Here is a 26,511-nt window from a genome sequence, read left to right on the forward strand (position 1 = left end):
ATCCTTAGTGCTCGTGGCTTGCGCCTTCTTTACCGAGTTCGGCCTTAATATAAAAACTGTTTTTAGTCACATAGCGCTGTCCTGCTTCAAGCCCGGATAGTATTTCAACCCATTGCTCATCTCGTTGTCCCAACGTTACAGGTGTTGCCTCAAAATAATCTCCTTGTTGCACAAAAACCACATCTTGCTCATCCATGCGTTGCAGCGCAGAAAGACGTACGGCTACCGGCACTATTTTTTCTTTGATTATAATTTCTCCATTGACATACATACCAGGCAACCACAGGCGATTTTCATTCGGGAGAACAGCTCGTGCCAAAGTCGTTTGTGTGTCCTCTATACCTAAAGGCGCGATATAAGAAATAATGCTCGTAGACTTAGGAGCTCCTTCATCTCCCATCACAATAATACTCATACCTTGCTTTACCAGCGGGGCTTCCTTGCGATATAACGTAAAATCAGCCCAAACATTATCTAAATTTGCTATTTCATAAATAGGTTTAGTATTTTGTGCTAGCTCACCGTTAGTGGCATACTTTTGCACAATGGTACCCGTAATGGGAGCCGTAATATTGTAATTTTGTAAACTTTCATTACTTTCAATGATGGCTAATAGCTCTCCTTTAGACACTTCATCCCCCAGGTTTTTATTCATGGACTTAATAATTCCTGAATAACGTGCGTATATAGGAGCCATGGTGTCGCGATTAGGAGTAATTTTTCCCACAACTTTAAGTTGTGTTTTGATGGTGTGACTTTGCGCTGTTGCCGTTTTTATCTCTGCGGCTTGGAGCATGGCAGGGACCAATTTTACCCGCCCCTCATAAGTTGAATAATGCCAACTATAAGATTTTCCTGCATAGGCTAATTTAAGTGACACATCAAAGGAATGAGGCTCTTGAATCTCTTGTTCACTTTGTAAAAAATTATCAACAGGAACAAAGCGAATTACCTCTTTTTTATGATTAAACCGAGTTAACTGCATGGTCAGTTGCGTGTGTACAGGAGCAATTGCATTTCCCTTTTCGTAAATGTAGGCGCGAAAATGAGGAGGCATTCCACGCTCAATGAGAAACAATTCAAGAGCCAGATCTCCCTCTTTAAATAGTTGGCCACCCTTAGGCCCTTTTTCAATATCATGCTGTGCACCTGCTTCAATTGCCTCGTTGTCCTTACTAGCCCACAAAGAAAAAGAACCTGCACCCCATAACAAAGCAAAGAGACATAAATAGCAAATAGATATCTTTATAAATTTCATTTACTCTCCTTAGTAGGATGCAATCCTAAAAGTCCAGTGATTTGAATTAATGCCTTATGGTAATCCGCATGGGCTTGTTGATAGTGGCGCTCTTCTTCATAGAGCGTATTGAGCGAGAGAGATAATTCAATATAAGTGTAGCGCCCCATTTGGTAACCATCTTGAGCTAATTTGATTGATTTGCGCGCTAAAGGCAATAAGGAGCGTGTCACTTGTGCTGCTTCATACTCACTTTGTTGAGCCTGTAAAAAAAGCGTATAAGCGCTTTGTCGAACGTCCAACCGTGTTCCCTGGTATTCATGGGCTGTTTGTGTATATTGTGCTTCTGCAGTCAAAATTTTTCCTTGGTTACGATCAAATACGGGAACTTGTGCATAAGCAGACATCACTGCAGCGTTACTCCCATCATCTGAAAAATGTCGCCCACCCAATTGTATGTTTAGATCAGGCCATACTGATTTTTTAACGGCTGTAATAGCCGCGCGTTTGGCTTTAAGTTGCAATTGCATCTGTTGAAGTTGCGGGCTTTGTAGGAGCTTCTTCAATAACGCATCCCATTTGAGTTCTACATCTGGAAATCCTTTATCAATCAAAGGCCTATCTATTCTTAAACCATCACCTAGCAATCGAGATAATTTGGCTCTTTGAGCCAACTCATCTCGAGTTGCCTTATTTTCTTGGATACGAGCCTCGCCTAAACGTACTTGTGCTAAACGTAAATCTAATTCGGCACCTGCTCCAGCCTTAACTCGTCGCTCAATAGCAGCCACAATATCTTGATTAAGGCGAACTAATTTTTTTGTTACCTGGCGCCATTGGCCTGCATAAAATGCATCAACATAGGCAACTCCAACCGCTATATAGAGTGTGGCTTTTTGAACCTGAATTTGTGCTAACGATGCTAAATAATCAGCATAGGTTGCCTTCTTTAAATAAGCCAAACGATTCCCTAAAGGAATTGGTTGGGTTACAGACGCAGTAGTTTCTGCAGCCTCATAGCTTGAATAAGAACCTGAACCACCGAAATTTTCAGCAGTGAGTGAAAGTTGTGGATTAGGATAGAGGCCACTTTGAATAAAGTATCCGCGCATCGCTTGTGCTTTCTCTATTTCCGCCTGTAACTCAGGGTTGTTGCGGTATGCAATTTCTAATGCTTGTTTAAAAGTGAATGGTGCAGCCAACAATTCGCCCATCACAAAGTTCATTGCTACGAAAACAGCAAGATAGAATAGATTACGCATTTCGCAACCATTAAATAATCTATAGGATATGGATGCTTAGTGTACCTTTATTTTAACTATTGATATAGCTTTATAAAACAACATCTATTTCTCTCTTGGGTATTTTTTATAGTTTGAGAGCATAAACAGGATCTAGAATGGGCGTTTATTGATGTTGGTTTTATTAATTGCTGGTTCGCATAGCGAAGGAATCTTGGGTAGCGAAATACAAGCCATTAATAAATTCGTAGCTGATTAGATCTTCTGCACACCGCGAACAAGTCGCGGCATGTAGGCAGTGGGGATGGAATTATCAACACACCTTAGATGAAAATAATTACTTGATTATTTTTCTAACTTTTTGAATTGCACGAATTTGAGCAACTGCTCGTGCCAGTTCAGCAGCAGCAACAGAATAATCCATCTCACCGCCTTTATTGGCCATCGCTGCTTCAGCTTGGGCTTTTGCTGCAAGAGCTGCTGCTTCATCAAGATGCTCAGCCCGCTCAACTTCATCGGCAAGAACAGTAACATAATTAGACTGTATTTCCAGCATACCACCCTGAACATAATAGATTTCCTGGTTACCGCCAGGTAAAGTAATTCGCACTTCACCTGGTTTCAGAACAGTAAGTAGAGGGGCATGACCAGCTGTAATACCTATCTCGCCTAATTCTCCAGTTGCCACAATCATTTCTACTACACCGGAAAATATTTCATGTTCAGCACTAACTATATCTAAGTGCGTTGTTCTAGTCATATTTGCTTACCTCATAGGGTTTTAGCTTTAGCAACCGCTTCTTCAATGCTACCAACCATATAAAATGCTTGCTCTGGTAAATCATCGTACTCACCAGCAAGAATGCCTTGGAAGCCTTTAATCGTATCTTTTAATGACACGTATTTTCCTGGGGAACCAGTAAAGACTTCTGCAACGAAGAATGGCTGTGATAAAAATCTTTGAATTTTACGTGCACGAGTTACAACCCGTTTGTCTTCTTCAGAAAGCTCGTCCATACCAAGAATTGCAATAATATCTTTTAATTCTTTATATCGTTGTAATGTCTGTTGTACACGACGGGCTGTATCGTAATGCTCTTGTCCTACAATCAGTGGGTCTAGTTGACGTGAGGTTGAATCTAAAGGGTCAACCGCAGGATAAATACCCAACTCTGCAATTTGACGTGACAAGACAACAGTAGCATCTAAGTGAGCAAACGTTGTTGCTGGCGATGGATCGGTTAAGTCATCTGCAGGTACGTAAACTGCTTGAATTGAGGTAATAGAACCCGTTTTTGTTGAGGTAATACGTTCTTGTAACATACCCATTTCTTCCGCCAATGTAGGTTGATATCCCACAGCAGAAGGCATACGACCCAACAATGCAGATACCTCAACCCCTGCGAGCGTATAACGATAAATATTGTCAACGAATAACAATACATCACGACCTTCATCACGGAATTTCTCAGCCATAGTAAGACCAGTTAAAGCAACACGTAAACGGTTACCTGGTGGCTCATTCATCTGGCCATAAACTAATGATACTTTATCCAATACATTAGATTCTTTCATTTCATGATAGAAGTCATTTCCTTCACGTGTCCGTTCGCCAACGCCTGCGAATACTGAATATCCACTGTGCTCAATAGCAATGTTACGAATTAATTCCATCATGTTAACGGTTTTACCTACACCGGCACCACCGAATAAACCTACTTTACCTCCTTTAGCAAAAGGACAAAGCAAGTCAATAACCTTAATACCAGTTTCAAGCAGCTCTTGACTACCTGCCTGATCTTCATAAGTTGGGGGTTTGCGATGAATAGACCAGTGCTCTTCAGCACCAATTGGCCCTGCTTCATCAACCGGACGGCCAAGAACATCCATAATCCTTCCCAATGTTTTCTTACCTACTGGTACTTGAATAGGATCACCCGTGTTTTCAGCTTTAAGTCCACGCTTAAGCCCTTCCGTTGTACCCATGGCAATGGTACGAACAACACCATCACCTAACTGTTGTTGTACTTCAAAAACCAAGTCGCCATCAACAAGTTTTAATGCATCATTAATTTTAGGGACATTATCACGGGGGAATTCAACATCCACTACCGCGCCAATAATTTCTACTACTGTTCCTAAGCTCATTTTATACCCTCTTATAAAGCGGCTGCGCCACCGACAATTTCTGCCAACTCTTGTGTGATTGCAGCTTGTCGAGCTTTGTTATAAGCCAATTGAAATTCTTTAATCAAATCACCGGCGTTTTCTGTTGCGTTTTTCATTGCAATCATTTTAGCCGCTTGTTCACAAGCAATATTTTCAACTACAGCTTGATAAATTTGTAATTCGATATATCGTTCTAAAAGATTATCCAGTAACTCTTTAGCATCAGGTTCATAAATATAATCCCAATGATGCCCCATTGTCTGACTGTCTTCTTCTGATTTTGGCAATGGTAATAATTGTTTCACCACAGGCTTTTGGGTCATGGTGTTCACAAATTCATTGTATACGATATGCAATGCGTCAATGGTGCCATTGTTAAACGCATCCAACATAACTTTTACAATACCGATAAGGTCATTAATGCTGGGGGTATCACCTAGATGATCTTTTGAACCGAGGACATTACTCCCAACACGCTTGAAAAATGCCTGTCCTTTACGCCCAATAACAGCAAGATCAACTTCTTTCCCCTGCTCTTTCCAGCTGCGGATTGTTTTAACGGTTTCGCGGAGTAAGTTGACGTTTAAACCACCACACAGCCCTCGATCTGTAGTCACAACAATAAGGCCTATGCGGTTAATTTCGCGGTGACTCATAAACGGGTGTCTGTATTCTGAGTGTGCACGAGCAATATGTTTCACCACTGCATAGATTTTACTAGCATAAGGTTTAGATGCGCGCATTCTCTCTTGAGTTTTGCGCATTTTACTTGCTGCCACCATTTCCATCGCACGAGTAATCTTTCGAGTTTTATTAATACTCGAAATTTTCGAACGGATTTCTTTTGCTCCAGCCATATCTCATTTCGCCTTAAAATTGACTTACCAACTTGCCGTACGTTTAAAGTCTTCTACAGCATTCTTCAATTTCATTTCAATGTCGTTGTCATAACCGCCAGCTTCATTAATCAACTGCAACAAGTCAGGATGCGACGTACGCATATAGTCATGCAAAGAGGCTTCAAATGCTGCAATTTCGTTTACAGGTACATCATCCAGATAGCCTTTTTCTACGACGAACAATGCTGTGCCCATTTCTGCAACGGACAATGGCGAGTATTGTTTTTGTTTCATAAGTTCGGTAATTCGTTGCCCACGCTCTAATTGCTTTCTTGTTGCATCATCAAGATCAGAAGCAAATTGCGAGAATGCTTCTAACTCACGGAATTGAGCAAGCGCTAAACGAGTACCGCCACCTAATTTTTTCATAATCTTGGTTTGTGCAGCACCACCCACCCGTGATACAGAAAGACCCGAGTTGATCGCAGGTCTTACACCTGAGTTGAATAAATCGACATCAAGGAAAATCTGTCCATCGGTAATGGATATAACGTTCGTTGGTACGAATGCAGATACGTCACCAGCTTGGGTTTCAATAATTGGCAATGCGGTTAATGAACCTGTTTTTCCTTTGACTTCGCCATGAGTCAGTTTTTCCACTTCGTCAGCATTAATACGTGCGGCTCTTTCTAATAAGCGTGAATGTAAGTAGAAAATATCGCCTGGGTATGCCTCACGACCTGGTGGTCTTCTCAACAATAAGGATATTTGTCGGTAAGCCCAAGCTTGTTTCGTCAAGTCATCATACACAATTAAAGCATCTTCGCCATGTTCCATGAAATACTCACCCATGGTACAACCTGCATAAGGCGCAATAAATTGCAATGCAGCTGAATCAGAAGCACCAGCAACGACAACGATAGTATGTTCCAAAGCATCATGTTCTTCAAGTTTACGTACAATTGCAGCAACAGATGAAGCTTTTTGTCCAACTGCCACATAGATACACTTAACGCCTGTGCCTTTTTGGTTGATGATCGCATCAATTGCAATTGCTGTTTTTCCTGTTTGGCGGTCACCGATAATTAATTCACGTTGACCACGTCCAACTGGAATCATCGCATCAATTGCCTTTAATCCAGTTTGCACGGGTTGATCTACTGATTTACGTGCAATAACACCAGGAGCAACTTTTTCGATTGGCGACATGCCGGATGCTTCAATTGGACCTTTACCATCAATTGGATTTCCTAATGCGTCAACAACACGACCTAGAAGCCCTTTTCCTACCGGCACTTCAAGAATACGTCCAGTACATTTTCCTTTTTGCCCTTCAGCTAAAGAAGAATATTCGCCGAGAACAACAGCTCCTACTGAATCTCTCTCTAGGTTAAGAGCCAGGCCATAAGTACCGCCGGGGAACTCTATCATTTCACCAGCCATTACATCTTCAAGGCCATGCAAACTTACAACACCGTCTTTCAAACTAACAATAGTACCCTCATTACGTGCTTCGGATACTACACTAAAGTGTTCAATTTTCTTTCTGATTAATTCGCTGATTTCAGAAGGATTTAACGCTACTTGTTCTGACATGGAAACTATCCTCTAAATTAAGCGGCTAAGTCGTTGCTAAGCTTATTAAGCTTACCTCGGACTGAACCATCTATAACTAAATCACCCGCTCGAATTATTGCTCCACCAAGCAAGGAAGGATCAATACTGATTTTTAACGAGACCTTACGCTTTAAGCGTTGACTCAATGATTCTATTAAGCGTTGTTGTTGTGCACTTGATAACTCAGAATAACTACATACATTCACATCTAAAGTTTTTTCTTGATCTGCGCGATGTGCTTCATAAAGTGCGAAAATCTCTGGTAATAACATTATTCGCTTATTTGTAGCTAATAATGCGATAACATTATTTATTGGACTGTCATCAGTTGGCTTTGTACCAACCGCTGTTTGCAGCAATTCGATATGTTGTTCAACAGTTGTCGCTGGATTAGTTACAAACCTCTCCGCCTCTGGAGTCAACACAGCTAAAACAAGATTTCTTAAATGTGCTGACCACTCTGCTAATTTATTTTCCCCTAAAGCATATTCGAAAATCGCCTTAGCATAGGGTCTGGCTATGGTGGTACTATCAGACATTTTTAAATCTCTTCTATCAAGTTATCTAACAATGCGGTATTTGCCTTGGCATCTACTTCACGCATCAGAATTTTTTCAGCACCGGTGATTGCTAAGTTTGCTACTTGTTTGCGCAGCTCACCTTTTGCATGATTTATCTGTTGCATCAATTGTTCTTGAGCAAGCTTCATCTGTATTTGAGCTTCATGCTTAGCAGCTTCCTTAGCTTCTTCAATGATTTGAGCAGCACGCTTGTTTGCCTTTTCAATGATATCAGTCGATTGAATTTTTGCTTGCTTTAGTTCATCCTTGACGCGATGTTGCGCTAGCTCGAGCTCTTTACGACCACGTTCTGCAGATGCCAAACCATCAGCAATTTTGTCTTGCCTCTCTTCCATGGCTTTTGCCAAAGGAGGCCAAACTAATTTCATAGTAAACAAAACAAAAGCTGCGAATACCAGCATTTGTACTATTAATGTTAAGTTAATTTCCACCGTTTATCTCCTGTAACAATTAGGGCGCCTTGCGCCCTGAACTATGTGTTATCAAGAACCTATACCGCTAAGGAAAGGATTTGAGAAAGTAAAGAATAATGCGATACCTACTCCAATCATAGTCACGGCGTCTAATAAACCAGCAACGATGAACATTTTAACTTGTAGCATTGGAACCATTTCAGGTTGACGAGCTGAGCCTTCAAGGAATTTGCCACCAAGCAAACCAAATCCTATCGCTGTACCCAACGCACCCAAACCAATTAACAAGGCAACCGCAACAACGGTCATACTTTGAATTTGTGCTATTAAACTAGCGGCTTGCATATTTATCCCCTTTACAATGGATGAAAATTAAAATCGGTTAGTGATCTTCATGCGCTAAACTAAGATAGACAATAGTTAGTACCATGAAAATAAATGCTTGCAATGTGATCACCAGAATATGGAATATTGACCAAGCCAAAGCCAAGATAAATTGAGCTGAGCCTAAGGTCGCAGTACTTACTACTGATGATGTTGCAGCATTTAAGGTTAACAGCGCGATTAATATAAATATCAACTCGCCTGCATATAAGTTCCCAAATAACCGGAGTGCCAATGAAATTGGTTTGGCAATAAGGCCTACCAATTCAAGTAACAGGTTAAAAGGTATGAATCCGGGATGATTAAAAGGCTGTAATGTAAGTTCTTTTATAAACTTTTTAGGACCTTTAATTTTAATACTATAAAAGATAATGAGCATAAATACTGTGATTGATAGTGCAAAGGTCAAGTTTAGATCTGTTGTAGGCACTACTTTTAGGTAATGAATGCCTCCAGCCTGAGCAATATTTGGCAATATATCTACTGGCAGAATATCCATAAAATTCATTAAAAAGACCCATAAAAAGATGGTTAATGCGAGAGGGCCTATTAAGTTGTTTTTTCCATGAAAGCAATCTTTTACCTGGTTATCTGCAAATTGCAGCATGATTTCAGCAAAATTCTGCAACTTACCAGGGACTCCTGTTGTAACCTTACGAGCACCAAAATACATTAGGGCACAAACTACAACTCCTAATGTAATTGAAAAGAACAGTGTATCGAGGTGTAAAGTCCAGAAACCACCTGAACCAAATGTCATATCACTAACATTGTAATTAAGATATGTTAGGTGATGCTTAATATAGTTTGAACTAGATACCATTTCAGTCACTTTCAGGCCTATTCTGTTTATTAATAATCAACGGGGCAAACCAATGCGTCATCAGTATCATAATATATGATATAAAAAACGCGAGCGGGGTTATTTTAAAAAAAAGAAACACCGCAGTGAACAGGAATATGGATATAAATATCTTGAGCGCTTCGCCTTTATAGAAACTATTTACAATTTGCTTGGCCGAACGTGCACCTTGATATTTAAATAGTTTAATTGCGAAATAGGCATTGGGAATGATACAAACCATTCCACCAAGCAATGCCGAAATTCCTGCATTAGCACTATATGCTAGCACACAAAAAACTGCAAAGATCAATGTAACGCTTATTTGCACAAGCCAAAGCCGAACAATGCCGCGCTTACTTAGCTGTTTGTTCACATATTCACCTAAGTTTCACCGCGCGAATTATAATGCAACCCGAATTAATAATCAATGTCCTATTTTATTCAATGCGCGTATCAGAATCGTTTCAATAGGTGAACCTCATCAATGAGGTTTAATAAAGAAAGCCTTTTAGAGCTAATTATCTGATTTCCATTGCACTAATATCACGTGCATGCATGCTCCATTACGTCAATATGACCCGCAGTTTATGGAACTGGTTATGTCAAAATTATGCTCAAACAAAATACCCTGTACCCTACCCCATCGTGTTTCTCCTAGCTGTAAGTTAAAAGATCGGCAATAATTAAGCCTAATTCAAAGTAGTTTCTATGGGCGTGTCACTGACTCATGTTTATTACCAATGACCCATATTTGGTGCAGACAGCCATGGTTCCTGGACCGGTAACGGTCTTCCATTTTGTAACAACTCTATAGAGATATTGTCTGGAGAGCGAATAAATGCCATATAACCGTCGCGTGGCGGTCTATTAATAATGACACCTAAATTTTTTAATCGTTGGCACGTTTCATAAATATTATCAACTCGATACGCTAAATGACCGAAATTACGGCCTTCATGATACACCTCAGGATCCCAGTTATAAGTGAGCTCTAACATCGGGGTGTTAAATTGTTTTGCTTGTTCTAAATCATTTGGAGCCGCGAGGAATATGAGTGTAAATCTACCTTTTTCATTCTCTGTGCGTTTTACTTCAATTAGACCTAATTTATTGCAGTAAAAATCAAGTGATTGTTCTAAGTTTGATACTCTAACCATTGTATGTAGGTAATTCATTCGTTTCTTCCTAAAATGATGGTGATTCGATCACCGCTGGTACAGTGAATGATTTTGGGTTAGACAATGAATCTATCATTGCTTTTCCTGGTGCGTAGGCGCGTAATATCAAATAGAAGGGTTGGCCGTCTTTTCCCGAGGGCAACCAATTTGCTTCCTTATCTTTTCCAGGACTCGTATTTTGGATATATACAGTAAGCGATCCATCGGCATTCAACTTCATTTGATTATCACTGCCGAGCGAGTATCGATTGATTTGATTTTCAACAGTATAATTATTTTCTAAATTATATAAGGTTAATGACCAAAATCCTGGAGCAATATACGGAGGCAACTGTTTGAACGTAATCGTATATTTTTTATTACTTACTAGACTGTGCGCTTTGCTGTCTCTTTTTGTCATAAAATAAATCGCTTCACGTGGGATATTCGCTGTTAATCCAACACGTGCAATGATTGCCCGCAAATAATAATTGGTTTTCGCATTACCAATATCTGGTGGTGGAATAAACCATCCATTAGCAAACATACCAAGGGGTAAGTTTGCATTAAGTGATCCAATGTCTTGTGCGGCCCGTTTCATAGACTCTAAAATAATAGGTGAAACTTTTGTCGCATCCCACTGTTTCCCGTACTCAATGCCAAGAGGCTTAAATATGGGTAATAAAGCACTAATCTGGTCTTTTGGCGGAGGATTTTCATTAATTGCTGCCGACAAAATCTGCCAAAACTGCAATGGATCTTTAAAATCAACTGCACTGACTGGTAGTTTAGGATTAGCTAACACTGGTTTGATAAAATCGTAGGTAGGTAAAGGGGTTGGTGTTTGCCCCAGATACTGAGCCATACCTGTGACAGTTATTTCATTCAATACCTTTTGCGCAGCCGGTAAATCTGCATTATTAATAACATGGACTCGTGGCTGGATTAAAATCCAAGGAGTAGGTGCCTTAATACGCGTAATGAGGTTAGGTAGTTTCCCTTGCCAATTAGGTCCTACAAGAGCATAAGTCCCTCCTTTATAACCTGTACTTACACCACCTACATAGGCAAATGAATTAGTATACATATCTAAAATCTGCACCATATAATAACGATTATTTGAATCAGGAACTCTTAAGATGATTGGTTCTTTGGATAAATCCATAAAACCAAATCCATAGATAACGTTTGTATTTGGAGTAACATAACCCGCTTGTTCAGATAGAGAGGGGGATGCTATATTTTCCAAACGCCATATTGAGTTTGGTCTGGATTTAGCACCAGGCCTCAATGCATCGTTATAGCGCAGATTATGCATAATAACAACAGGCAATCCCCAAGTAGCAGCTTGTAATGCCAGTGAATACGAATATTCACTTAGGGTTTTATCCATATTTTTGGGTAATTGCGCAAATGTGGTTTTGAAAGGGAGGATAATGCAGCAAGCGAACAAAAATATACGAATACAATGCGCCATCGTGATCCTTTATGAAATACACCCTTTTTTAAAAACACTATCAAATGACACTTTAATTGTAAATGAACAGGCTCTCATTTGAATTTACCGTCTATACTTAAAGTGTGGAGCTTATTATCACAATTCAGGTAATAAGTAGTGTTTATTAACCTCGAAAAAGGAAAAAACATGCCTGATAAGATCCAACATACAGCAGCTAACCTGCAGCAAAAAATGCTCGTTCGTTATGGCGATAACATACATCACAAACATAACAAACATCATCTCGAATACCGACAACACTGTAGAACCCACCCTTGTAATCCGAACAATAAATACGAGGAGCTAGAAAGTATCAATGGCTCTACGGGATTGTTGCGTCAATCTAATTTAAAGAAAATGCGTAAACGAGCTGATAGAGGACAGTTTCATTAAGAGTATCCCCCCTAGGAAAACAGTTGCGTTTCTTCGTAAACTTGATTGTTTTCTTAGGATTATGAAGAATATTGTCTACGGATATGCGCTAAAACTGATACATAATAATTCGTACATTTATTGAAATGTTTATTTATGGAACTTCTAAAGCCAATGCCTTTTCCAAAGTGGAATCTCTAATTGGTAAACTATTCATTGCTGATTAAGTATTCACTAATCTTACTTCTCTACAATTCTTAGTAGTTTATAGATCTCATGGATCCTGCGAAAAAGCCACTTACTCAAACTTATTGGGACGCGACTTCCATAGACCTAATAACGTGTAACTTCTAAAAATAGATTTGGAGATTTAACATGAAATTTAAAGAACTAACAGCAGAAGCATTGGCAGAAGAAATAAGGAAACAAAACAAGAATATCCAATGTCAAAAAATGTTTCGGACAATTTTCTACATGATAGACCATAATCCAGATAAATACTTACCTTTAAAATTGATATGTAATGCTAATGATGCTCTTGATGGACCAATCACAGAATTTCATAAGCTACAAACAGCCAATGATGAGTTAAAAAAATTAGCGGAACAAAAATTAATGGATAATTTTTTCTGCGGGGTGTCTTATGAGAATCCGGATGCTTCCCTTAAGTTTCATGTCAATATAAATAATATTGGCGAGTTAAATAAAGAAATTGTCTTGGGTTTAGTTAAATTATTAAGCGAAGAGGCACTGGAAAGAGGCAATTGTATCAATTTTAATTATAAAATTATTGACCCATCCTATTCCTCCGATAAACGCTTTAAAAACACCGATCAAATCACGATTTATTTTAATAAATACTCTTCTGTTGATGCGGTGATGCTTCTGGCCCAAAAAATTGAAGGCTATCTCCGCATACAAGGAGTTCCTGAAAACAAGACCAAATTGGGACCCAAAGACAGCCTCAGTCTAAACTCTTTTGTTTCTGCAAGATTTGATAATAATAAGTTGACTGAAGCATATGATGTGTACACCTTTTTCGATCTTGAGCTTAAAAAGTTTTTTGAAAGATACGAAAATAAAGCAGATTTAAAAGGACTGCCTGTGGGGGCTATTGAAGCCGTTTTTAATTCAATACTCACAAACAAGGAAATTACCAGGCTTAGAAACAAAGCATCCAGCGAGTTGTGTGAGAGTGATAGTCATATTGTCCAAGTTGAGTTTGATAGGTTAGTAAAGGATCCAATAAATTATATGCGTAAAGCCAATAATCTATCTGAGCAAAATCAAATGAAACCGGATGTGGACATGATTGTCGCTTCAGAAAACAATCAACAGCCCCAAGTGTCATTGAGTATTGTAATTAATGAAACTTCTACGGCTCCAGTTCATCAGGAGGAGTCCTCAGAACAAACTGCAATCAAACAACAAAATAGCCAACAGCCATCTTATCAGATAGCCTCTACTTTAGGAGATAGGATATATGGATTTTTCAGAAAATTGAATCCTTCCAATATTTCTAGTATTTCTCACGAGGAAATCCCCGAGATACCACCTTCTCGTAGAGTAAAATCCTAATTAGGGTTAATTTACACAAAAGAGTTAAATGCGCACTGGGTAACTATGCTCCGAAATCAGCGGAGCATATACATCACGTAATCTGATAGGCAGAGTTGCCTTTTATATCTATTTTTAAATGGTAGTAATTTTCTATCACTTTTGTCAAAGCAAGCACAACAATGAAAGGTGTTGCCAGAGCACAAAAATTGTACTTAATCAACAAGTTGCATAATTTAATAATTTATTAATATTTTATTGTTAAAATGTGGGCAAATTTTGGCAATAATTTGATTTTAAGATGAATTTCAATTTAGAAGCAAGAACTGAATTAGCTACTTTTATTAAAGATATTTCAAACCAATCAGCCTTTTCAAAACGTGAAATTGGGAAGAGCGTTCAAAAGGCACTCTCATTATTTAAAAGATATAGTGCCTCACCTGAACGAAGTTATCTGGCCCAACAGGAATATTTGGCAGAACTGCTTGCCCCACTTCACAAAGTCAACTCCATAATCTACAACAAAAAAAATTGGTGGGAAAAATTCGTTGGTTTTTTTGGATTTATTTCTCCTGAAGAAGAACAGTTACAATCAATCATTGGAATAATTGAGAAGTCACGTACAAATGCCGCCACAACATATAATAACATCCATTATCCCAATTTTATTTTTCGCATACTTCACTTTTTTGGTTTTGAGTTAAAACAAGTATGGCAACGTAATCATTATGATCACTATCAAGAAAAAGAAAAACTTACTTATCTCTCACATCATTTAATGGGTAATGTAGATTTAAACCATCATGAAATCTTGCAGGGAAAAGTAAGATCGAGTGCTTATCAGCATTTCCTCAATGACTTAAGTGATTTTGTTCACATCCAAGCGCTTGGACTGGATAACCAGACAAAAAATCTTGTTAATGATTTACACAAACAAATTGAAGATTGCTCCAAATTTTCTTATGAGCTGGATACAATCCAGGTTATAAAGCAATTAAACAACAATAAAGAGGTACAGCAAGAGTTAGTTTATGATTTATCCTATCAAGTGCAAAAGTCTCTATTCGAACTACCACCCGGGCATTCTCTGATTATTCCGCATGGATATGTCACCGCAAATGGAGGACATGCAACGGTGATTGAATGTAAAAAAATAAATAGCCAGGAAGTTATTTTTAAAATAATTAATACAGGTGCTGGAGAAACGCAAACTGAAAGTTATAGAACTCTTTTTCTATCGCTCATAAGCGCGACACTAACCCGCCCGGTTAAAGTTACAAGCAACATGTCAATAGAAGAAGTTTTGGGCACTAATTTTATTGAAGAATTATTAACTCCTCTAATCATTGAAGATGGACAGTCCATGGAAAAAATGACTGCTTTGTTTCTCCGTCTATATCATGAAGGGAGGCTCCATGATGACAAACATTTACTGACATTACAGGTTAACGGGGTCTGTGCTCATTCCTCATTACTCGCCTGGTTTAAAACTAAAGTTCCTGAGCCAACTTTTTTATTGTTTCAATTTACAACAGCTCAAAAGGCACTTCAACGTCTTGATCAATTTATTGCAAACTATAATGTATCTGAATTTACTGAAGATATCAGTCAAGTTTTATTAGATCTTCGCGAAGCAGGTAAAAGAACCGTAGAGGATGCTGCACGTCAACTTATTCATGAAAAAAGACGTATCACAGAAGAAAGAATGCAATTGCAATCGCAATTATCCAGCCTATTGGATAAAAAGGGGAAACAGATTGAAGATATACCCGACTTACCTCAGTATCTTGAGAAAAAATTACGAAAAGAACAACTAACTCCTAACGAAAGAAAAGAAATTGCCGAAACGGATTCTTTGACAAAATGGGTGGAACCTACACAAAGGGGAGGTTTCTGGCCTTTTTTTACAACCGAAGCCAGGCCCCAGGGGCAATCTTTAAGTGACCCGGCTAAGAAAGCAATTATTGCTAAAAAAATAATTGCTCATGATGCATTCATTTATGCAACTGAATCCGCATTCAGAATTTAGAGCTCAAATAAGCCTTGTAGACTTTTAAAATTGGTAGGTCTTGATAGATATGTTACTTCAAGAGGTATGTTTGTTAGGCTTGCCAGGCTGAATTTGATAAGTAAAATATTTAAGTAACTTTACGACACGGACCACATCTGCTGTTTTCCTCGAAATATTTATAACTTTTACAGCCTGATCCTCATGCGCATCCCCCATTAAATAAACAATTCGATCAGAAGTAATCACTTTAAATGCATTGGGATCGATTGATCCATCTGCAAAAATTTGGCTTCTAATTTTGGTAGTTATCCAACTATCTTCCATTGAGTTAGAGGGCAAGGAACTCACCCCTACTTGGTTAAACATTCGTCTATAACCTGTTACCCTTGTTAATCGCCGATGTAATTCATCCTTTAATTCAGGAGTTGGTACATGGCCAACCAATAAAATATCTCCTTTAAAAACGGATATATCGATAACGCATTGATTATTTTTAAATAAATTATCAACCATTATTGCGTTATTTACTTTCAAAAATAAACTGTAATCATCGAGTTTCTTATAGACATCGTATCGATCATAAACCAATGTTGCGCCAGTCCATAATCCGCTAATGCAGCCCGGAAGCAATAAGGAAATTCCCAACAATAAAATCAAACGTCCTTGTTTTAACATATTTAACTAGTGTATGTATTGAAACGTTTTGACGACTTTACGAACCCCATTCACTCGACGTGCGACATCAACTGCCAGAGCTGCTTGTTCATCATGAACAATACCCATCAGATAAACAACACCATTTTCTGTTACGATACGTATCGATCCCGACTCAAGACCTTTTTTGGTCAACATTCTGCTGCGTACTTGACTTGTAATCCAACTGTCCTTAGAGCGTTGTGTGAGCGGTATAGGGTAACCTACGGTGATTTCGTTATAAACGCGATGAACTCCTGGAGTTCCCCGGGCAATTTTTTCTGCTAAAATACGTAAAGAAGGTGTCGGGGTTTGTCCTACAAGTAATACTACACGGTTAAAGCTTGTTACAATAACACGCGAATCACTAAACTGATGGTTTGTAATTATGGCTTTATGAATAAGATGAAATAAACGGGCATCGGCTTCCATTGTTACGACACCACGCCGATCATACACCATTCCCGCAACCGCTCCTGTAACTACAGCAGCAACACACCCTGTTAATAAAGATGCTATTAAAAGAAAAAAAACTGGTTTTAATTTCAAATGCATGTTTTACCCCAAAAGTTGGCCAAATAACGACTGGTCAATTAAATCACAAAAGCAATGTAAGATGAACAAATGCATTTCCCTGATACGGGCGGAATGATCAGAGGCAACACGCAACTCAATATCTTCGGGTCCTAAATGATTTGCAAGAACCCCTCCATCACGTCCACTTAAAGCAATAGCATCCATACCCCGTTCATTTGCGGCATGAAGTGCATGCAACATACTGTCTGAGTTCCCTGAAGTAGTTAACAAAAGCAAGACATCATTTTCTTGGCCTAAAGCCTGTATTTGTCGGGCAAAAACCTGATTGTAATGATTCTCGTTAGCTGAAGAGCTTAAACTGGTTGCGTCAGTACTTAAATTAATTACAGGAAGCGATGGCCTTTCCACTTCAAATTGATTGAGCATGGCACTCGCAAAATGCATGCAATTCGCACTTGAACCACCATTCCCGCAAAGTAATATTTTTCCATCAGCAAGCAAACAATTTACCAGTCGTTGTCCTGCTCTAGCAATTGAATCGGATAAAGCATCAGCAAGAGCAATTTTGGTTTCAATAGTTAAACCAAATAAGTGTCTCACTCGTTCTTCCATTTGTGCCATGATATTAAACCTCTATCTCAGTAAAAACGAGGGGCTGTTGACAATCAGTCCCCCATAACAGGGAATAGGAATGAGTGGTAACAACCCCTAAATGTTAAATTAATAATCTGCTCCAAAAGCATCTTTTATCCAGCTTATTGATGCCGCATCACCATCAATGCTTACAACATCAAAACGAAGACCAAATTGATTATACTTTTGATGTTCAAGTATAAAACAGGAAGCTGTTTTTAATATTTTTTGCCTTTTTGTATGAGTAACACTTGAGATGCCACCACCAAACTGATTAGAAACTCGTGAACGAACCTCTATAAAAACAAGGTAATCCTTATCGTACATAATTAAATCAATTTCGCCAAAACGACAACGATAATTTTTCATTACCAGTTTAAGGCCTTGTTTTGTTAAGTGGGCTAAAGCTTTTTCTTCAGCCACACGTCCCTTTTCTTGAGTTCTCAATTAAACTGTCTCACCCAAAGAATGCACAAGACCATCTCTAAACTGCCCCCATTCTAATATATGTGCTACTTGTTGTGATGGCTTGAGGTATAAAATACCGTCTCCCCTGCGCGCCTCATCAGCAGGAAATAACATCAATTGATTCAGTTGGGTTGCCAAAGTGTAGCTGTCTGTGCCTAAGGCATACAGCCTATTATAACTGTTAAATTGTTCTGGCCAATTTCGTGAACCTGCTTGATGCGCAAAAACCCAGGGAATATCACAAAAAATAACTCCATCAAGATCCTTATCTTTCAATGGATTTGCGCTCCCTCCATAAACACTTGCAGTGGCATAAACGGGGACATCTCCAGCATAATAATAATTTAGCAATGGCATAATCTGTCGTGCTTTGGAGGGGTACGCCAATAAAAAAATCATATCAAAGTCTTGTCTGCGACTGGTTACAGCTTGAATTTTTTGACCTAACAGCTCCCTTATTTTTCTTTCGCGCATTTGGCTGTTGCTGACTTGTAAAAAATCTTTCATTTTCTTATTTAAATCATCATTAGGGCCATATAAAAATGTATCAACAATACGTCCCCCACTTTTTTGCCATTGTTGACTAAATGATTTCCTGATCTCATTACCCCACGCATTTCCCGGTGCAATAATTAAGGCGCGACTATATCCTTTATTCTTTGCTCTTATTGCTACTTGAGTTGCTTCATTAACTGGGGAAAGGCCAAATGAATAAGAATTTTCTTGAATAGGGGTATCGGAATCATTTAATAACAAAGTAGGAACAGGATGCGATAATGCTGCAACTGCAGCTGCTTGTGATTTTGTTAAAGGCCCTACAATATAATCCGCTCCCTCATTAACCGCTTTTTGGTACAATACAGTCACATCACCACTGTTGGTATCATAAGTTTTCACATCTATTGGCGTATCGCCCTGATTACTTTTAGAGGCAGCCATAAATCCATCACGTACAGCGGATCCTGGTCCTTGTAGTGGGCCAGTTAGGGGCAATAAAAGAGCGACTTGTTTTGGTCGATCATGAATTTTTTCTGCAATCGAATCCAATGGGTTAGGTAGAATATGGTTTGCTGGATGATCGCTAAAACGAGATTGCCATTGCTCTAAAGCCGCAAGTAAGGATTTTGAATGATCCCTATATTTATGTGAAATCAAAGCTAATTGAATCCATCCTTGTAAAACTGATTGTTCGGGCAACTTTGCAGCTAAAGCAGTTAATTCAGGCTGAGGAATACGCATGAGAGTCAACCAGAGCGCACGACGATTATTTATCAAGCCCTCATCTTCAGTGATTAACGATTCGAGTTTTACACGCTCTTGTACCGACTCTAAAGGCCTACCTGTAGTCCCGAAGGCTTTTGCCAGAAGCTCATGAAATTGAATCTGTTGATAAAGCGATAGCTGATCATGTTCTGTAATTTTGGCTAATTGGCCTAATGCCTTTTGCGGGCGTCCACGAATCAAATCAATTTGTGCCAACAAAAGATTTTTTTCATCTGCGAGTATCGGCGTTAAATCCGAAGTCTGTGTTAAAATAGCAGAGCCCTGCCGCCACTTGCCTTCTGAAATCAAATGGCCTGCCGCTTTTAGTAACGATTGTTGCTTTTCTATTCCCTCTTGGGTTTTAGCTTGAGCAAGGTAACTTGAAGTTGGTTTAGAATATGGGCTTACTAATTTTTCCTTTTCTGCTTTGGGTTCTGGCACTGATACGGGTGTTGCCATTTCAGGAGAGGTAACTGCTGTAGTGCATTGGCAAAGAAAGGAAGTAGAGATCAGTAAAAAAAACACCCTGATTTTTATTGAGTTTATTAACATGTTTCATGAAATTAAGTAAGCAATAACCCAAGAGGATAAACTATGAGTAACTCACTAGCAACAGGCATTGGAGCTCTCTATATTGTTGCAACTCCAATAGGAAACCGTGAGGATATTACGCTTAGGGCATTGGGAATACTAAAATCCGTTGATTTTATTTTAGCGGAAGATACACGCCATTCAGCACAACTATTAAATGCCTTAGGAATAAAAAACCATCTCGAATCGTTACATGCACATAACGAAAACAATAAAAGCAAAGATTTGATCGAACAAATTTTAGGAGGGAAATCTGCCGCATTAATTAGTGATGCGGGAACTCCTCTAATTAGTGATCCAGGTTTCTTATTAGTGAGGCTGGCACACCAAAATGCTATCCCGGTTATCCCTATCCCTGGTCCTTGTGCTCTCATTACAGCACTTTGCGCCGCTGGTGTTCCTTGTGATTCATTTCTTTTTCTAGGCTTCCTGCCTGCAAAACAACAAGCAAGAAAAGTAAAGCTTGAATCCTTGCGTGCAGAGCCTCATACGTTAATTTTTTACGAATCAACCCATCGCATCGTTGATTGTCTCAATGACATTGGTGATATATATGGTGAAAAATGTGATATTGTTTTAGCAAAAGAATTAACCAAAACATTTGAGCGCTTTCTTATCGGCACTATTTGTGAAATCAGACAATGGTTATTAACAGAACCTGCCCATATAAAAGGGGAATTTGTTTTGATTATTCCTCCACGCCCCTCTCCTGTGGAAGATGATGCCCATGAAAAATTACTTAAAGTCTTATTGGAAGAACTTCCATTAAAGCAAGCAGTGACTATTGCCTGTAAGCTTAGTAATGCAAGTAAAAATGAATTATATGAAAAGGCGTTATGTTTGAAAAATAAATAACAGGTGTGGCATAAAACATACTTCTAAAATCTAATTTTGAGCCATCGCGATCCAATATTATGATAGATAGGTAATCCCCATACTTTAACCCACAATAAAATCCTCTTCGACTCCAGGTATAATTTTCCATTGGCAGGTTGCGCCGTGATAACCTAGAGCTTGGATATCTGGCTGTGCCGGACCATTGGCTGTGACGACAAAGACACAGGTCTTGGATTCAAAACCTGATCCGTGCGACAGTTGCACAGCGGTTACCGTATAGGCAATATCAAAAGTTGCGTCCTCATTAAAACCAAATCCATAAGTGAGAGGACTAGCTGTTGAGATTGGTACCCGAGTAATTGGCTTGCATGCTTGATCCACAAAGAGCCCTTCCTCGTTAATCATACGTAAATTGATTTCCCACTCGCCTTGCAAACTCTTAACTTTATGCCAAGTGTGGACAGGACAATAAGAAAAAAAATGATTAGCAAATGCGCATGGGGCTAAGCTGATAAAAATCGCAATTTTGCAAATAAGTTTCATTTGTTACTAATCCTTCCTTTAATCCAATCCTATCTTATTACATAAATGAGAATCATTTGCAAATATGCTGCTATATTTTCTTGATCCTGGCTTAGTAATCGTAAGTTACTCTGCAAAATAGAGGAATTTTTGGGTACAATGCTCGGTTTCACATCATTATAAATATGAGGACTATTATGAAAGAGCAAGATGATCAATTAGATTATATTATAATGAGTGAAGATCCTTTACCCCTTTTTATATGGGATTCAATTATGGATACTCTAATTGAAAAGGTTAAAAATATCTCTTCTTATATTTCTAATATATGGCAAGGTAGCTCGCAAGGTATTGAAGCAAAAAAAGAAAAAAATACCGCTGGAACATTAACCTATCCTTCATTAGGCCATTATCTAACATTTTTAAAAGATATTACTTTATTAAAAACTGATCCTGCTAAGAAAGCACAACTGCAATCTTATTTTATGACTTTTGTTACAGAGCTTGGCGCCCATTCTCTTGACGAGGGTTCTGGAGTAGCTTGTTTCAGTTTACCTGATTTAACAAAGGTATTTGTTCTTTCTAATCAGCAGGCAATTAAGCAACTCTATGAAAAATCTAATGAGAAAAAATTTGGTCAAAAACCCCTTTTTCAACGTTTAGCGCTTATATTAGGTCCTGACAATTTAATGTCCTCTGCTTTAGGATCAGAAGTTCATTCAAAGATTCGCGCCTCCATTCTTTCTCGCAATGAATCAAATCGACGAAATGTTGCTGAAATTGTTGCTGAGTTTTTTAAAGAATATGAATCGGAGCAAATGGTTCAGAGACAATCATTAAGTGAGCTAATGGATAGACTTTCGCGCAGGGTATTGATAGCAACTTACTTTGGAAAAGAAGTTGTTCAACCTTTTGAACAACTTTATAGTTCAAGCATAACAAAAGAATTAATAGATTGCTTATTTAGCTTAGATCCTATTAAAAACTCAGAAGAAAAAGAGCTACTCGCTTTAAGAGGCAAAGTATTAGACTTGGGCTACAACCTCATTTTTTCGTTAGAGGCAATTTCAAAGCAGTTAATGTCAGAACAAAGTTGGCTTAATTACCTGTTAAAAGTGCGGGTTTTAAGCAATCCAGATGCAGCGAGTGAATTGCAAAAAATGGGGATCAATTCCACAACAAATCTAACTGCAGAGCAATGCGAGTTTTTGATCAAATATTCACAACTGCACATAGATAATACACTACTATCTACCTTGATAAGGGACGTCATCAATGAAAGTTTGTTTATTCCTTTACTAGGTTTTGATGCGACCGCTACAGCATTGATTGCATCCCTGAAAATCGCGCTCCAAGATAAAAGAATCCATACCATAATCAAACAAGAGGTGAAGCAAAAAATTTTAGCAGGGGAGGCTTTCGAATTGCACTCTCCTTGGGATGTTGTTAAAAAAGAAAATGCTTTATCTTATACTGAAGCTGTGTTACTCGAAGCGTTACGATTATCCCCCCCAGCTCCTGTTGTACCTGAGATAATTAGTGAGGCTATCACTCTTAATATTGATGATTTTTCTTTCACTTTACCGGCGGGTTCCTTAGTGTTTATACCTATGCAAAATTTACACACCCATGAGAAGCATTTCCCAGACATAGTCCTATCTGAAGAGGGACAGAAAGTTATTGGTAAAAAATTAATAACCGCAAATGACATCTTTCCAGAACGATGGGGACCAAAACAAAAAAATAATGAACTTTATAACGCCAACTTTTTTTCGGAGGATACAGATACTTATAAACCTGGGGTATTGCAAAAAGAAGGCAGGTTCCTTACATTTAAAACAGGAGCAAGACGCTGCCCTGGTCTGCGAATTGCGCTGACAGAATTACTTTCTATATTTCGTATCCTGGCGACCTACAAAATTGAACTCACTGGAGAAGAGGATTTGCAGTTATCATTCCATTATGAAACTCCTTTACAGCGAAATGGTGGGATGGGGTTAATGAAAATCACCCCTAAAAATACATTAACTACCATGTCAACCGTTTCCTCTAAAGAGGAGCAAAGTGCCCTATCTCGAAGTGGTTTTCATTTCTTTTCTCAGGCACAAATTCCTGAAACACAAGACCTGAGTACAAGAGAGCCCTTATCAGAGAATTCAAGTTTTTTGAAAATGACAGTACATGTGTAGGTTTAACTGGATGTTCATAATTGCTGTTTTAAGTTTCTGACTCTTCTAGATATTTAGAAAGAATTAAATAAACGCCATTAGTCCATCCAAATCCAATCTCATTACTCGTATAACTGTATTTAATTTTATTATCGGTCTGGGTGCTTATGATATTAACATCATATTTTTCAAATATGGCATGATCCTTTTGGAATCCCCTATTTATGGTATGAATAAATTTAGTAGCTACTTCTCGCGCAAATTGATTATAGCCATATCTATCAAGGCCAAATACAGCAAAATATTGCATGGGAGCCCAGCCAAATGGAGCATCCCATTGTAATCCAGAATAATTCGTGCTAGTTACAATACCCCCTTTCATGAGTAAATCGGGTAAATGTTTTACTACAGCTGCAGCCTGCTCTTTGGAAGCAACTCCAGCCCATAAGGGATAAAAAGTTGTGGCAAATGGATAATATTTCCGCTCTTTCTTTTTAAAATTGTAATCCAGATAATAACCTGTGGCCTCATCCCATAAATAGAAATTTATATGATTGGCACGATTTTTTGCCCGTCTCTGCCATTTATTGGCTTCCTTATTATTGCCTAATAGTTCATATATTCTTTGTATATCGCATTCCATTTGATACAACAAAACATTTAAATCAACTGGTGCATAATCTAAAATAGCAGCGCCAAAAGGACCGTATTTTGCTGTAATATCAAATCCAGACTCTCTAATTGTCCGATCTGCAATATAAAAATAGTTTGTTAACTGATTTTTTTTGTTGTCATAGAAAAGAGCCTTATCATAATCAGTGACAGGATGTGTATTAAAATAATTTAATACTTTTTTATAATACAGGGGGGATTCCTCGGGGGTTTGCCCTTCCCCACTTGAGTAATATCGTGACAAACCAATATTAGGAATCGCATGTGGTGGGGACGTCCAAAATTGATAAAGTTTTTCAACCGCTGGCAAGGTGGATTTTAACCAAATATTATTTGGATCTTTCTCATAATAAGCTAATACCATTTCTGTGAGTAATGGAGGCTGCGTTCTTCCTAAATAATAGGTACGATTGGCATTTAAAATCATTCCATAATTTATTACTTCATAAATTAAATTATCTACCATATATTTTGCAAGATGAAACCGTCTGTTTTCTAAAAGCCCCAATTCAATGAAAAAACTATCCCAGGCATACATTTCATTAAATCGACCTCCAGGTACTACATAGGGATAGGGCAAATAAAGTAAACCATGCCGCTTGATTGAGGTTGGATCCTTAGGTAGATGTTCAAACTGAACTTTGCTTGATATTTTTATATTTTTTGATTTGATTTTTTCGATGTTTTCACTTTGAGGTAAATAAACTATAGATTCGTTTGTTGATAATTTGGGATCGAAACTTGATTGCAGCCAATCCTCCCGTACTAATACATCCCAACTTTTATCGATGTATTGAACAACATTTAAATCAAGATGCTCTCTAGCACTTGAAAATGCATTTTTAAATAAGACGAGGGATATCAATAAACAGTAAACGTATTGACCCTTATAAATTTTAAGCAATTGAATATCCATATTCGATTAATAAAATAGAACATACAAGCAAGTAGCGAGTATTATTATTTATTGATCAATTGACTCAGGGATGCAAAAAACAAATTGGCAACCAGCTTGAGCTAGAAATTTTAGTTAACTACCAGTTAATGAAGTATTTGAGCAATTAATCATTGTTAAAACTCTTCATTAGCATCCCTTGCTAAAAAGAGCTCTTTATCCTAAATGATGATAATATACTATTTAATATTATTTGTTAAATCAATGATCCAATTCGTTCCCGCCAGATTCAATAAATATTATCATGGGGTCACTTTAGTTATATTGCTGAATGCAGTTGGCGTTTGGATAGATGTATCATCACACGACCTTATACTACGATATTCATCTTTAAAGTTAGATATGCTTTGTTCTTCTTTCTGTTTGTTTTGATCCAACTTATTTTGTCGATTTGGTAGGATATCTTTCTCAAGAATTGCAATTTCAGTCTTCAGCTGCCTCTTTTCTATTTTACTCAATGCACCATTTAATAACTGATTATTGATTTCAACCAGCCGCATACATTTATCTTTCTTTTGTTGCATTTGGGTAAAAAAAGTAACCGAACTGGTTTGAGTTGCAACTGGAGCTATTGCAGGAGTAACCGAACTTAATGGCGCATTATTTTTGCTAATACCTCCATTTAGCGGCCATGGTTTCGCGATACTCATTATTGGGTCGGGTTGGGTTATAAAAATAGCTTGTGTCCCAACTGGTGACGCATACAAGGAATTCCATGCTTTTCTTATACTATTTATTGCCTTGGAACCTGCAGTAAAAAGCCCGCCGCTTGCAATAAAACCGCCAACTGCAAATACAGCAGCAACCAAGCCAACCTGGGCAACTAAGTTAGCGCCAGCTAGAGCCCCAAGAGTAAGGCCAAAAACCCCAAACCCCAGAATCGCAGATGCAACAGCAGGCCAGGCAAAGAAGGCAGCTACGCCTAAAACAGCAGCAGCCAACACAGAGGCACTTACCGCAATAATTGCTTTTTTATGCTTTCTGAGAAACGATTCTTTTGATTTTGCTTCCAATATAAGCTCTTGGGGATTTATATCCTGAATGATGGGTGAGCCTAGTGGTGGCGGCTCTGTTGGTTTATGTAGGTTTTTATGGTGTATTATGTCTTCTATTGGCATTTTTTCTTTCTCCCAATCTTATAAAAATTATTTAATAGTTTGTGACTAAAGATGAATGCTTTTGTTTGCATTTCTTAGTCCTTTCTTGGTATTGATGTTTTAAAACCTCCCTTTCGCTTCTTAAAAATAACGCC

At 38.3% G+C, this 26,511-nt stretch carries 27 protein-coding genes; 6 read left to right on the top strand and 21 right to left on the bottom strand.

Annotated elements, in window-relative coordinates; translation table 11 throughout:
• Nucleotides 1-4: 4 nt before the first annotated feature.
• The 11 genes from EKG34_RS15135 to EKG34_RS15185 all read right to left on the bottom strand — a co-directional run bounded on the left by EKG34_RS15135 (nucleotide 5) and on the right by EKG34_RS15185 (nucleotide 9,653).
• Nucleotides 5-1,258, bottom strand: coding sequence for an efflux RND transporter periplasmic adaptor subunit (locus EKG34_RS15135; RefSeq protein ID WP_003633925.1), 1,254 nt, complete (start codon nucleotides 1,256-1,258; stop codon nucleotides 5-7).
• Nucleotides 1,255-2,499 (bottom strand): TolC family protein, encoded by a 1,245-nt coding sequence (locus EKG34_RS15140; RefSeq protein WP_012979565.1) that lies wholly within the window; start codon nucleotides 2,497-2,499, stop codon nucleotides 1,255-1,257. Before EKG34_RS15140 ends, EKG34_RS15135 begins: the two co-directional genes overlap by 4 nt.
• 316 nt (nucleotides 2,500-2,815) lie before the next feature.
• Nucleotides 2,816-3,238 carry a F0F1 ATP synthase subunit epsilon gene (locus EKG34_RS15145; RefSeq protein ID WP_003633921.1) on the bottom strand — a complete coding sequence of 141 codons (423 nt, stop codon included), beginning with the start codon at nucleotides 3,236-3,238 and terminating at the stop codon, nucleotides 2,816-2,818.
• An 11-nt stretch (nucleotides 3,239-3,249) separates the two neighbouring features.
• Entirely contained in the window at nucleotides 3,250-4,626 is a 1,377-nt protein-coding gene (atpD, locus tag EKG34_RS15150) for a F0F1 ATP synthase subunit beta (RefSeq protein WP_003633919.1), read from the bottom strand.
• Nucleotides 4,627-4,637: 11 nt separating this feature from the next.
• Entirely contained in the window at nucleotides 4,638-5,504 is an 867-nt protein-coding gene (gene atpG / locus EKG34_RS15155) for a F0F1 ATP synthase subunit gamma (RefSeq protein ID WP_003633917.1), read from the bottom strand.
• A 24-nt stretch (nucleotides 5,505-5,528) separates the two neighbouring features.
• On the bottom strand, nucleotides 5,529-7,082 hold the full coding sequence (gene atpA / locus EKG34_RS15160) for a F0F1 ATP synthase subunit alpha (protein WP_003633916.1): 1,554 nt from the start codon (nucleotides 7,080-7,082) through the stop codon (nucleotides 5,529-5,531).
• Nucleotides 7,083-7,099: 17 nt separating this feature from the next.
• Nucleotides 7,100-7,642 (bottom strand): F0F1 ATP synthase subunit delta, encoded by a 543-nt coding sequence (locus tag EKG34_RS15165; protein WP_003633914.1) that lies wholly within the window; start codon nucleotides 7,640-7,642, stop codon nucleotides 7,100-7,102.
• 2 nt (nucleotides 7,643-7,644) lie between these two features.
• Nucleotides 7,645-8,115 (bottom strand): F0F1 ATP synthase subunit B, encoded by a 471-nt coding sequence (locus EKG34_RS15170; RefSeq protein ID WP_003633912.1) that lies wholly within the window; start codon nucleotides 8,113-8,115, stop codon nucleotides 7,645-7,647.
• 51 nt (nucleotides 8,116-8,166) lie between these two features.
• Nucleotides 8,167-8,442, bottom strand: a complete 276-nt coding sequence (gene atpE, locus EKG34_RS15175; protein ID WP_003633911.1) for a F0F1 ATP synthase subunit C — start codon at nucleotides 8,440-8,442, stop codon at nucleotides 8,167-8,169.
• 37 nt (nucleotides 8,443-8,479) lie between these two features.
• On the bottom strand, nucleotides 8,480-9,304 hold the full coding sequence (gene atpB / locus EKG34_RS15180; protein WP_003633909.1) for a F0F1 ATP synthase subunit A: 825 nt from the start codon (nucleotides 9,302-9,304) through the stop codon (nucleotides 8,480-8,482).
• A 1-nt stretch (nucleotide 9,305) separates the two neighbouring features.
• A complete protein-coding gene (locus tag EKG34_RS15185; RefSeq protein ID WP_223800113.1) occupies nucleotides 9,306-9,653 on the bottom strand; it encodes a F0F1 ATP synthase subunit I in 348 nt (115 codons plus the stop codon).
• On the opposite strand from EKG34_RS15185, the gene EKG34_RS18685 reads away from it, so the two are divergent.
• The gene (locus EKG34_RS18685; protein ID WP_223800152.1) at nucleotides 9,553-9,813 is read left to right on the top strand and encodes a hypothetical protein; all 261 of its coding nucleotides are present in this window, start codon (nucleotides 9,553-9,555) and stop codon (nucleotides 9,811-9,813) included. The two genes, EKG34_RS15185 and EKG34_RS18685, sit on opposite strands and share 101 nt — an antisense overlap.
• A 246-nt stretch (nucleotides 9,814-10,059) precedes the next feature.
• On the opposite strand, the gene EKG34_RS15190 is transcribed toward EKG34_RS18685, so the two are convergent.
• Together EKG34_RS15190 and EKG34_RS15195 are read right to left on the bottom strand one after the other, a co-directional pair.
• Complete coding sequence (locus EKG34_RS15190) at nucleotides 10,060-10,500, bottom strand: VOC family protein (protein ID WP_003633905.1); 441 nt, start codon at nucleotides 10,498-10,500, stop codon at nucleotides 10,060-10,062.
• Nucleotides 10,501-10,510: 10 nt separating this feature from the next.
• Nucleotides 10,511-11,959, bottom strand: a complete 1,449-nt coding sequence (locus EKG34_RS15195) for a DUF1254 domain-containing protein (protein WP_003633903.1) — start codon at nucleotides 11,957-11,959, stop codon at nucleotides 10,511-10,513.
• Between the two features lie 168 nt (nucleotides 11,960-12,127).
• Here EKG34_RS15195 and EKG34_RS15200 point away from each other — a divergent pair, with 168 nt between their 5' ends.
• The 3 genes from EKG34_RS15200 to EKG34_RS15210 all read left to right on the top strand — a co-directional run bounded on the left by EKG34_RS15200 (nucleotide 12,128) and on the right by EKG34_RS15210 (nucleotide 15,938).
• A complete protein-coding gene (locus EKG34_RS15200) occupies nucleotides 12,128-12,373 on the top strand; it encodes a hypothetical protein (protein ID WP_003633902.1) in 246 nt (81 codons plus the stop codon).
• A gap of 354 nt (nucleotides 12,374-12,727) precedes the next feature.
• Nucleotides 12,728-13,930, top strand: a complete 1,203-nt coding sequence (locus EKG34_RS15205; protein ID WP_003633900.1) for a hypothetical protein — start codon at nucleotides 12,728-12,730, stop codon at nucleotides 13,928-13,930.
• 280 nt (nucleotides 13,931-14,210) lie between these two features.
• Nucleotides 14,211-15,938, top strand: a complete 1,728-nt coding sequence (locus tag EKG34_RS15210) for a hypothetical protein (protein ID WP_003633898.1) — start codon at nucleotides 14,211-14,213, stop codon at nucleotides 15,936-15,938.
• A 57-nt stretch (nucleotides 15,939-15,995) separates the two neighbouring features.
• On the opposite strand, the gene EKG34_RS15215 is transcribed toward EKG34_RS15210, so the two are convergent.
• From EKG34_RS15215 to EKG34_RS15235, 5 genes are all read right to left on the bottom strand, one after another.
• Entirely contained in the window at nucleotides 15,996-16,595 is a 600-nt protein-coding gene (locus EKG34_RS15215; RefSeq protein WP_003633896.1) for a BON domain-containing protein, read from the bottom strand.
• Nucleotides 16,596-16,601: 6 nt separating this feature from the next.
• Nucleotides 16,602-17,168, bottom strand: coding sequence for a BON domain-containing protein (locus EKG34_RS15220; RefSeq protein ID WP_003633895.1), 567 nt, complete (start codon nucleotides 17,166-17,168; stop codon nucleotides 16,602-16,604).
• A gap of 3 nt (nucleotides 17,169-17,171) precedes the next feature.
• Entirely contained in the window at nucleotides 17,172-17,771 is a 600-nt protein-coding gene (locus tag EKG34_RS15225) for a D-sedoheptulose-7-phosphate isomerase (RefSeq protein ID WP_003633893.1), read from the bottom strand.
• 99 nt (nucleotides 17,772-17,870) lie between these two features.
• Nucleotides 17,871-18,230: a YraN family protein gene (locus EKG34_RS15230; RefSeq protein ID WP_003633891.1), complete on the bottom strand. Its 360-nt coding sequence runs from the start codon at nucleotides 18,228-18,230 to the stop codon at nucleotides 17,871-17,873.
• Entirely contained in the window at nucleotides 18,231-20,066 is a 1,836-nt protein-coding gene (locus EKG34_RS15235) for a penicillin-binding protein activator (RefSeq protein WP_003633890.1), read from the bottom strand. It lies immediately after the preceding gene.
• Nucleotides 20,067-20,108: 42 nt separating this feature from the next.
• Here EKG34_RS15235 and rsmI point away from each other — a divergent pair, with 42 nt between their 5' ends.
• Nucleotides 20,109-20,960: a 16S rRNA (cytidine(1402)-2'-O)-methyltransferase gene (gene rsmI / locus EKG34_RS15240; protein WP_003633888.1), complete on the top strand. Its 852-nt coding sequence runs from the start codon at nucleotides 20,109-20,111 to the stop codon at nucleotides 20,958-20,960.
• 84 nt (nucleotides 20,961-21,044) lie between these two features.
• Here rsmI and EKG34_RS15245 read toward each other — a convergent pair whose 3' ends face one another.
• Complete coding sequence (locus EKG34_RS15245) at nucleotides 21,045-21,485, bottom strand: hypothetical protein (RefSeq protein WP_003633886.1); 441 nt, start codon at nucleotides 21,483-21,485, stop codon at nucleotides 21,045-21,047.
• 176 nt (nucleotides 21,486-21,661) lie between these two features.
• Here EKG34_RS15245 and EKG34_RS15250 point away from each other — a divergent pair, with 176 nt between their 5' ends.
• Nucleotides 21,662-23,653 carry a cytochrome P450 gene (locus tag EKG34_RS15250; RefSeq protein ID WP_003633883.1) on the top strand — a complete coding sequence of 664 codons (1,992 nt, stop codon included), beginning with the start codon at nucleotides 21,662-21,664 and terminating at the stop codon, nucleotides 23,651-23,653.
• Nucleotides 23,654-23,681: 28 nt separating this feature from the next.
• Here EKG34_RS15250 and EKG34_RS15255 read toward each other — a convergent pair whose 3' ends face one another.
• Both EKG34_RS15255 and EKG34_RS15260 read right to left on the bottom strand, forming a co-directional pair.
• A complete protein-coding gene (locus tag EKG34_RS15255) occupies nucleotides 23,682-25,220 on the bottom strand; it encodes a trehalase family glycosidase (RefSeq protein WP_003633882.1) in 1,539 nt (512 codons plus the stop codon).
• A gap of 281 nt (nucleotides 25,221-25,501) precedes the next feature.
• Nucleotides 25,502-26,377: a hypothetical protein gene (locus EKG34_RS15260; protein ID WP_003633879.1), complete on the bottom strand. Its 876-nt coding sequence runs from the start codon at nucleotides 26,375-26,377 to the stop codon at nucleotides 25,502-25,504.
• Nucleotides 26,378-26,511 lie beyond the last annotated feature (134 nt).

The sequence above is a fragment of the Legionella longbeachae genome (assembly GCF_004283175.1).
Taxonomy (GTDB): domain Bacteria; phylum Pseudomonadota; class Gammaproteobacteria; order Legionellales; family Legionellaceae; genus Legionella; species Legionella longbeachae.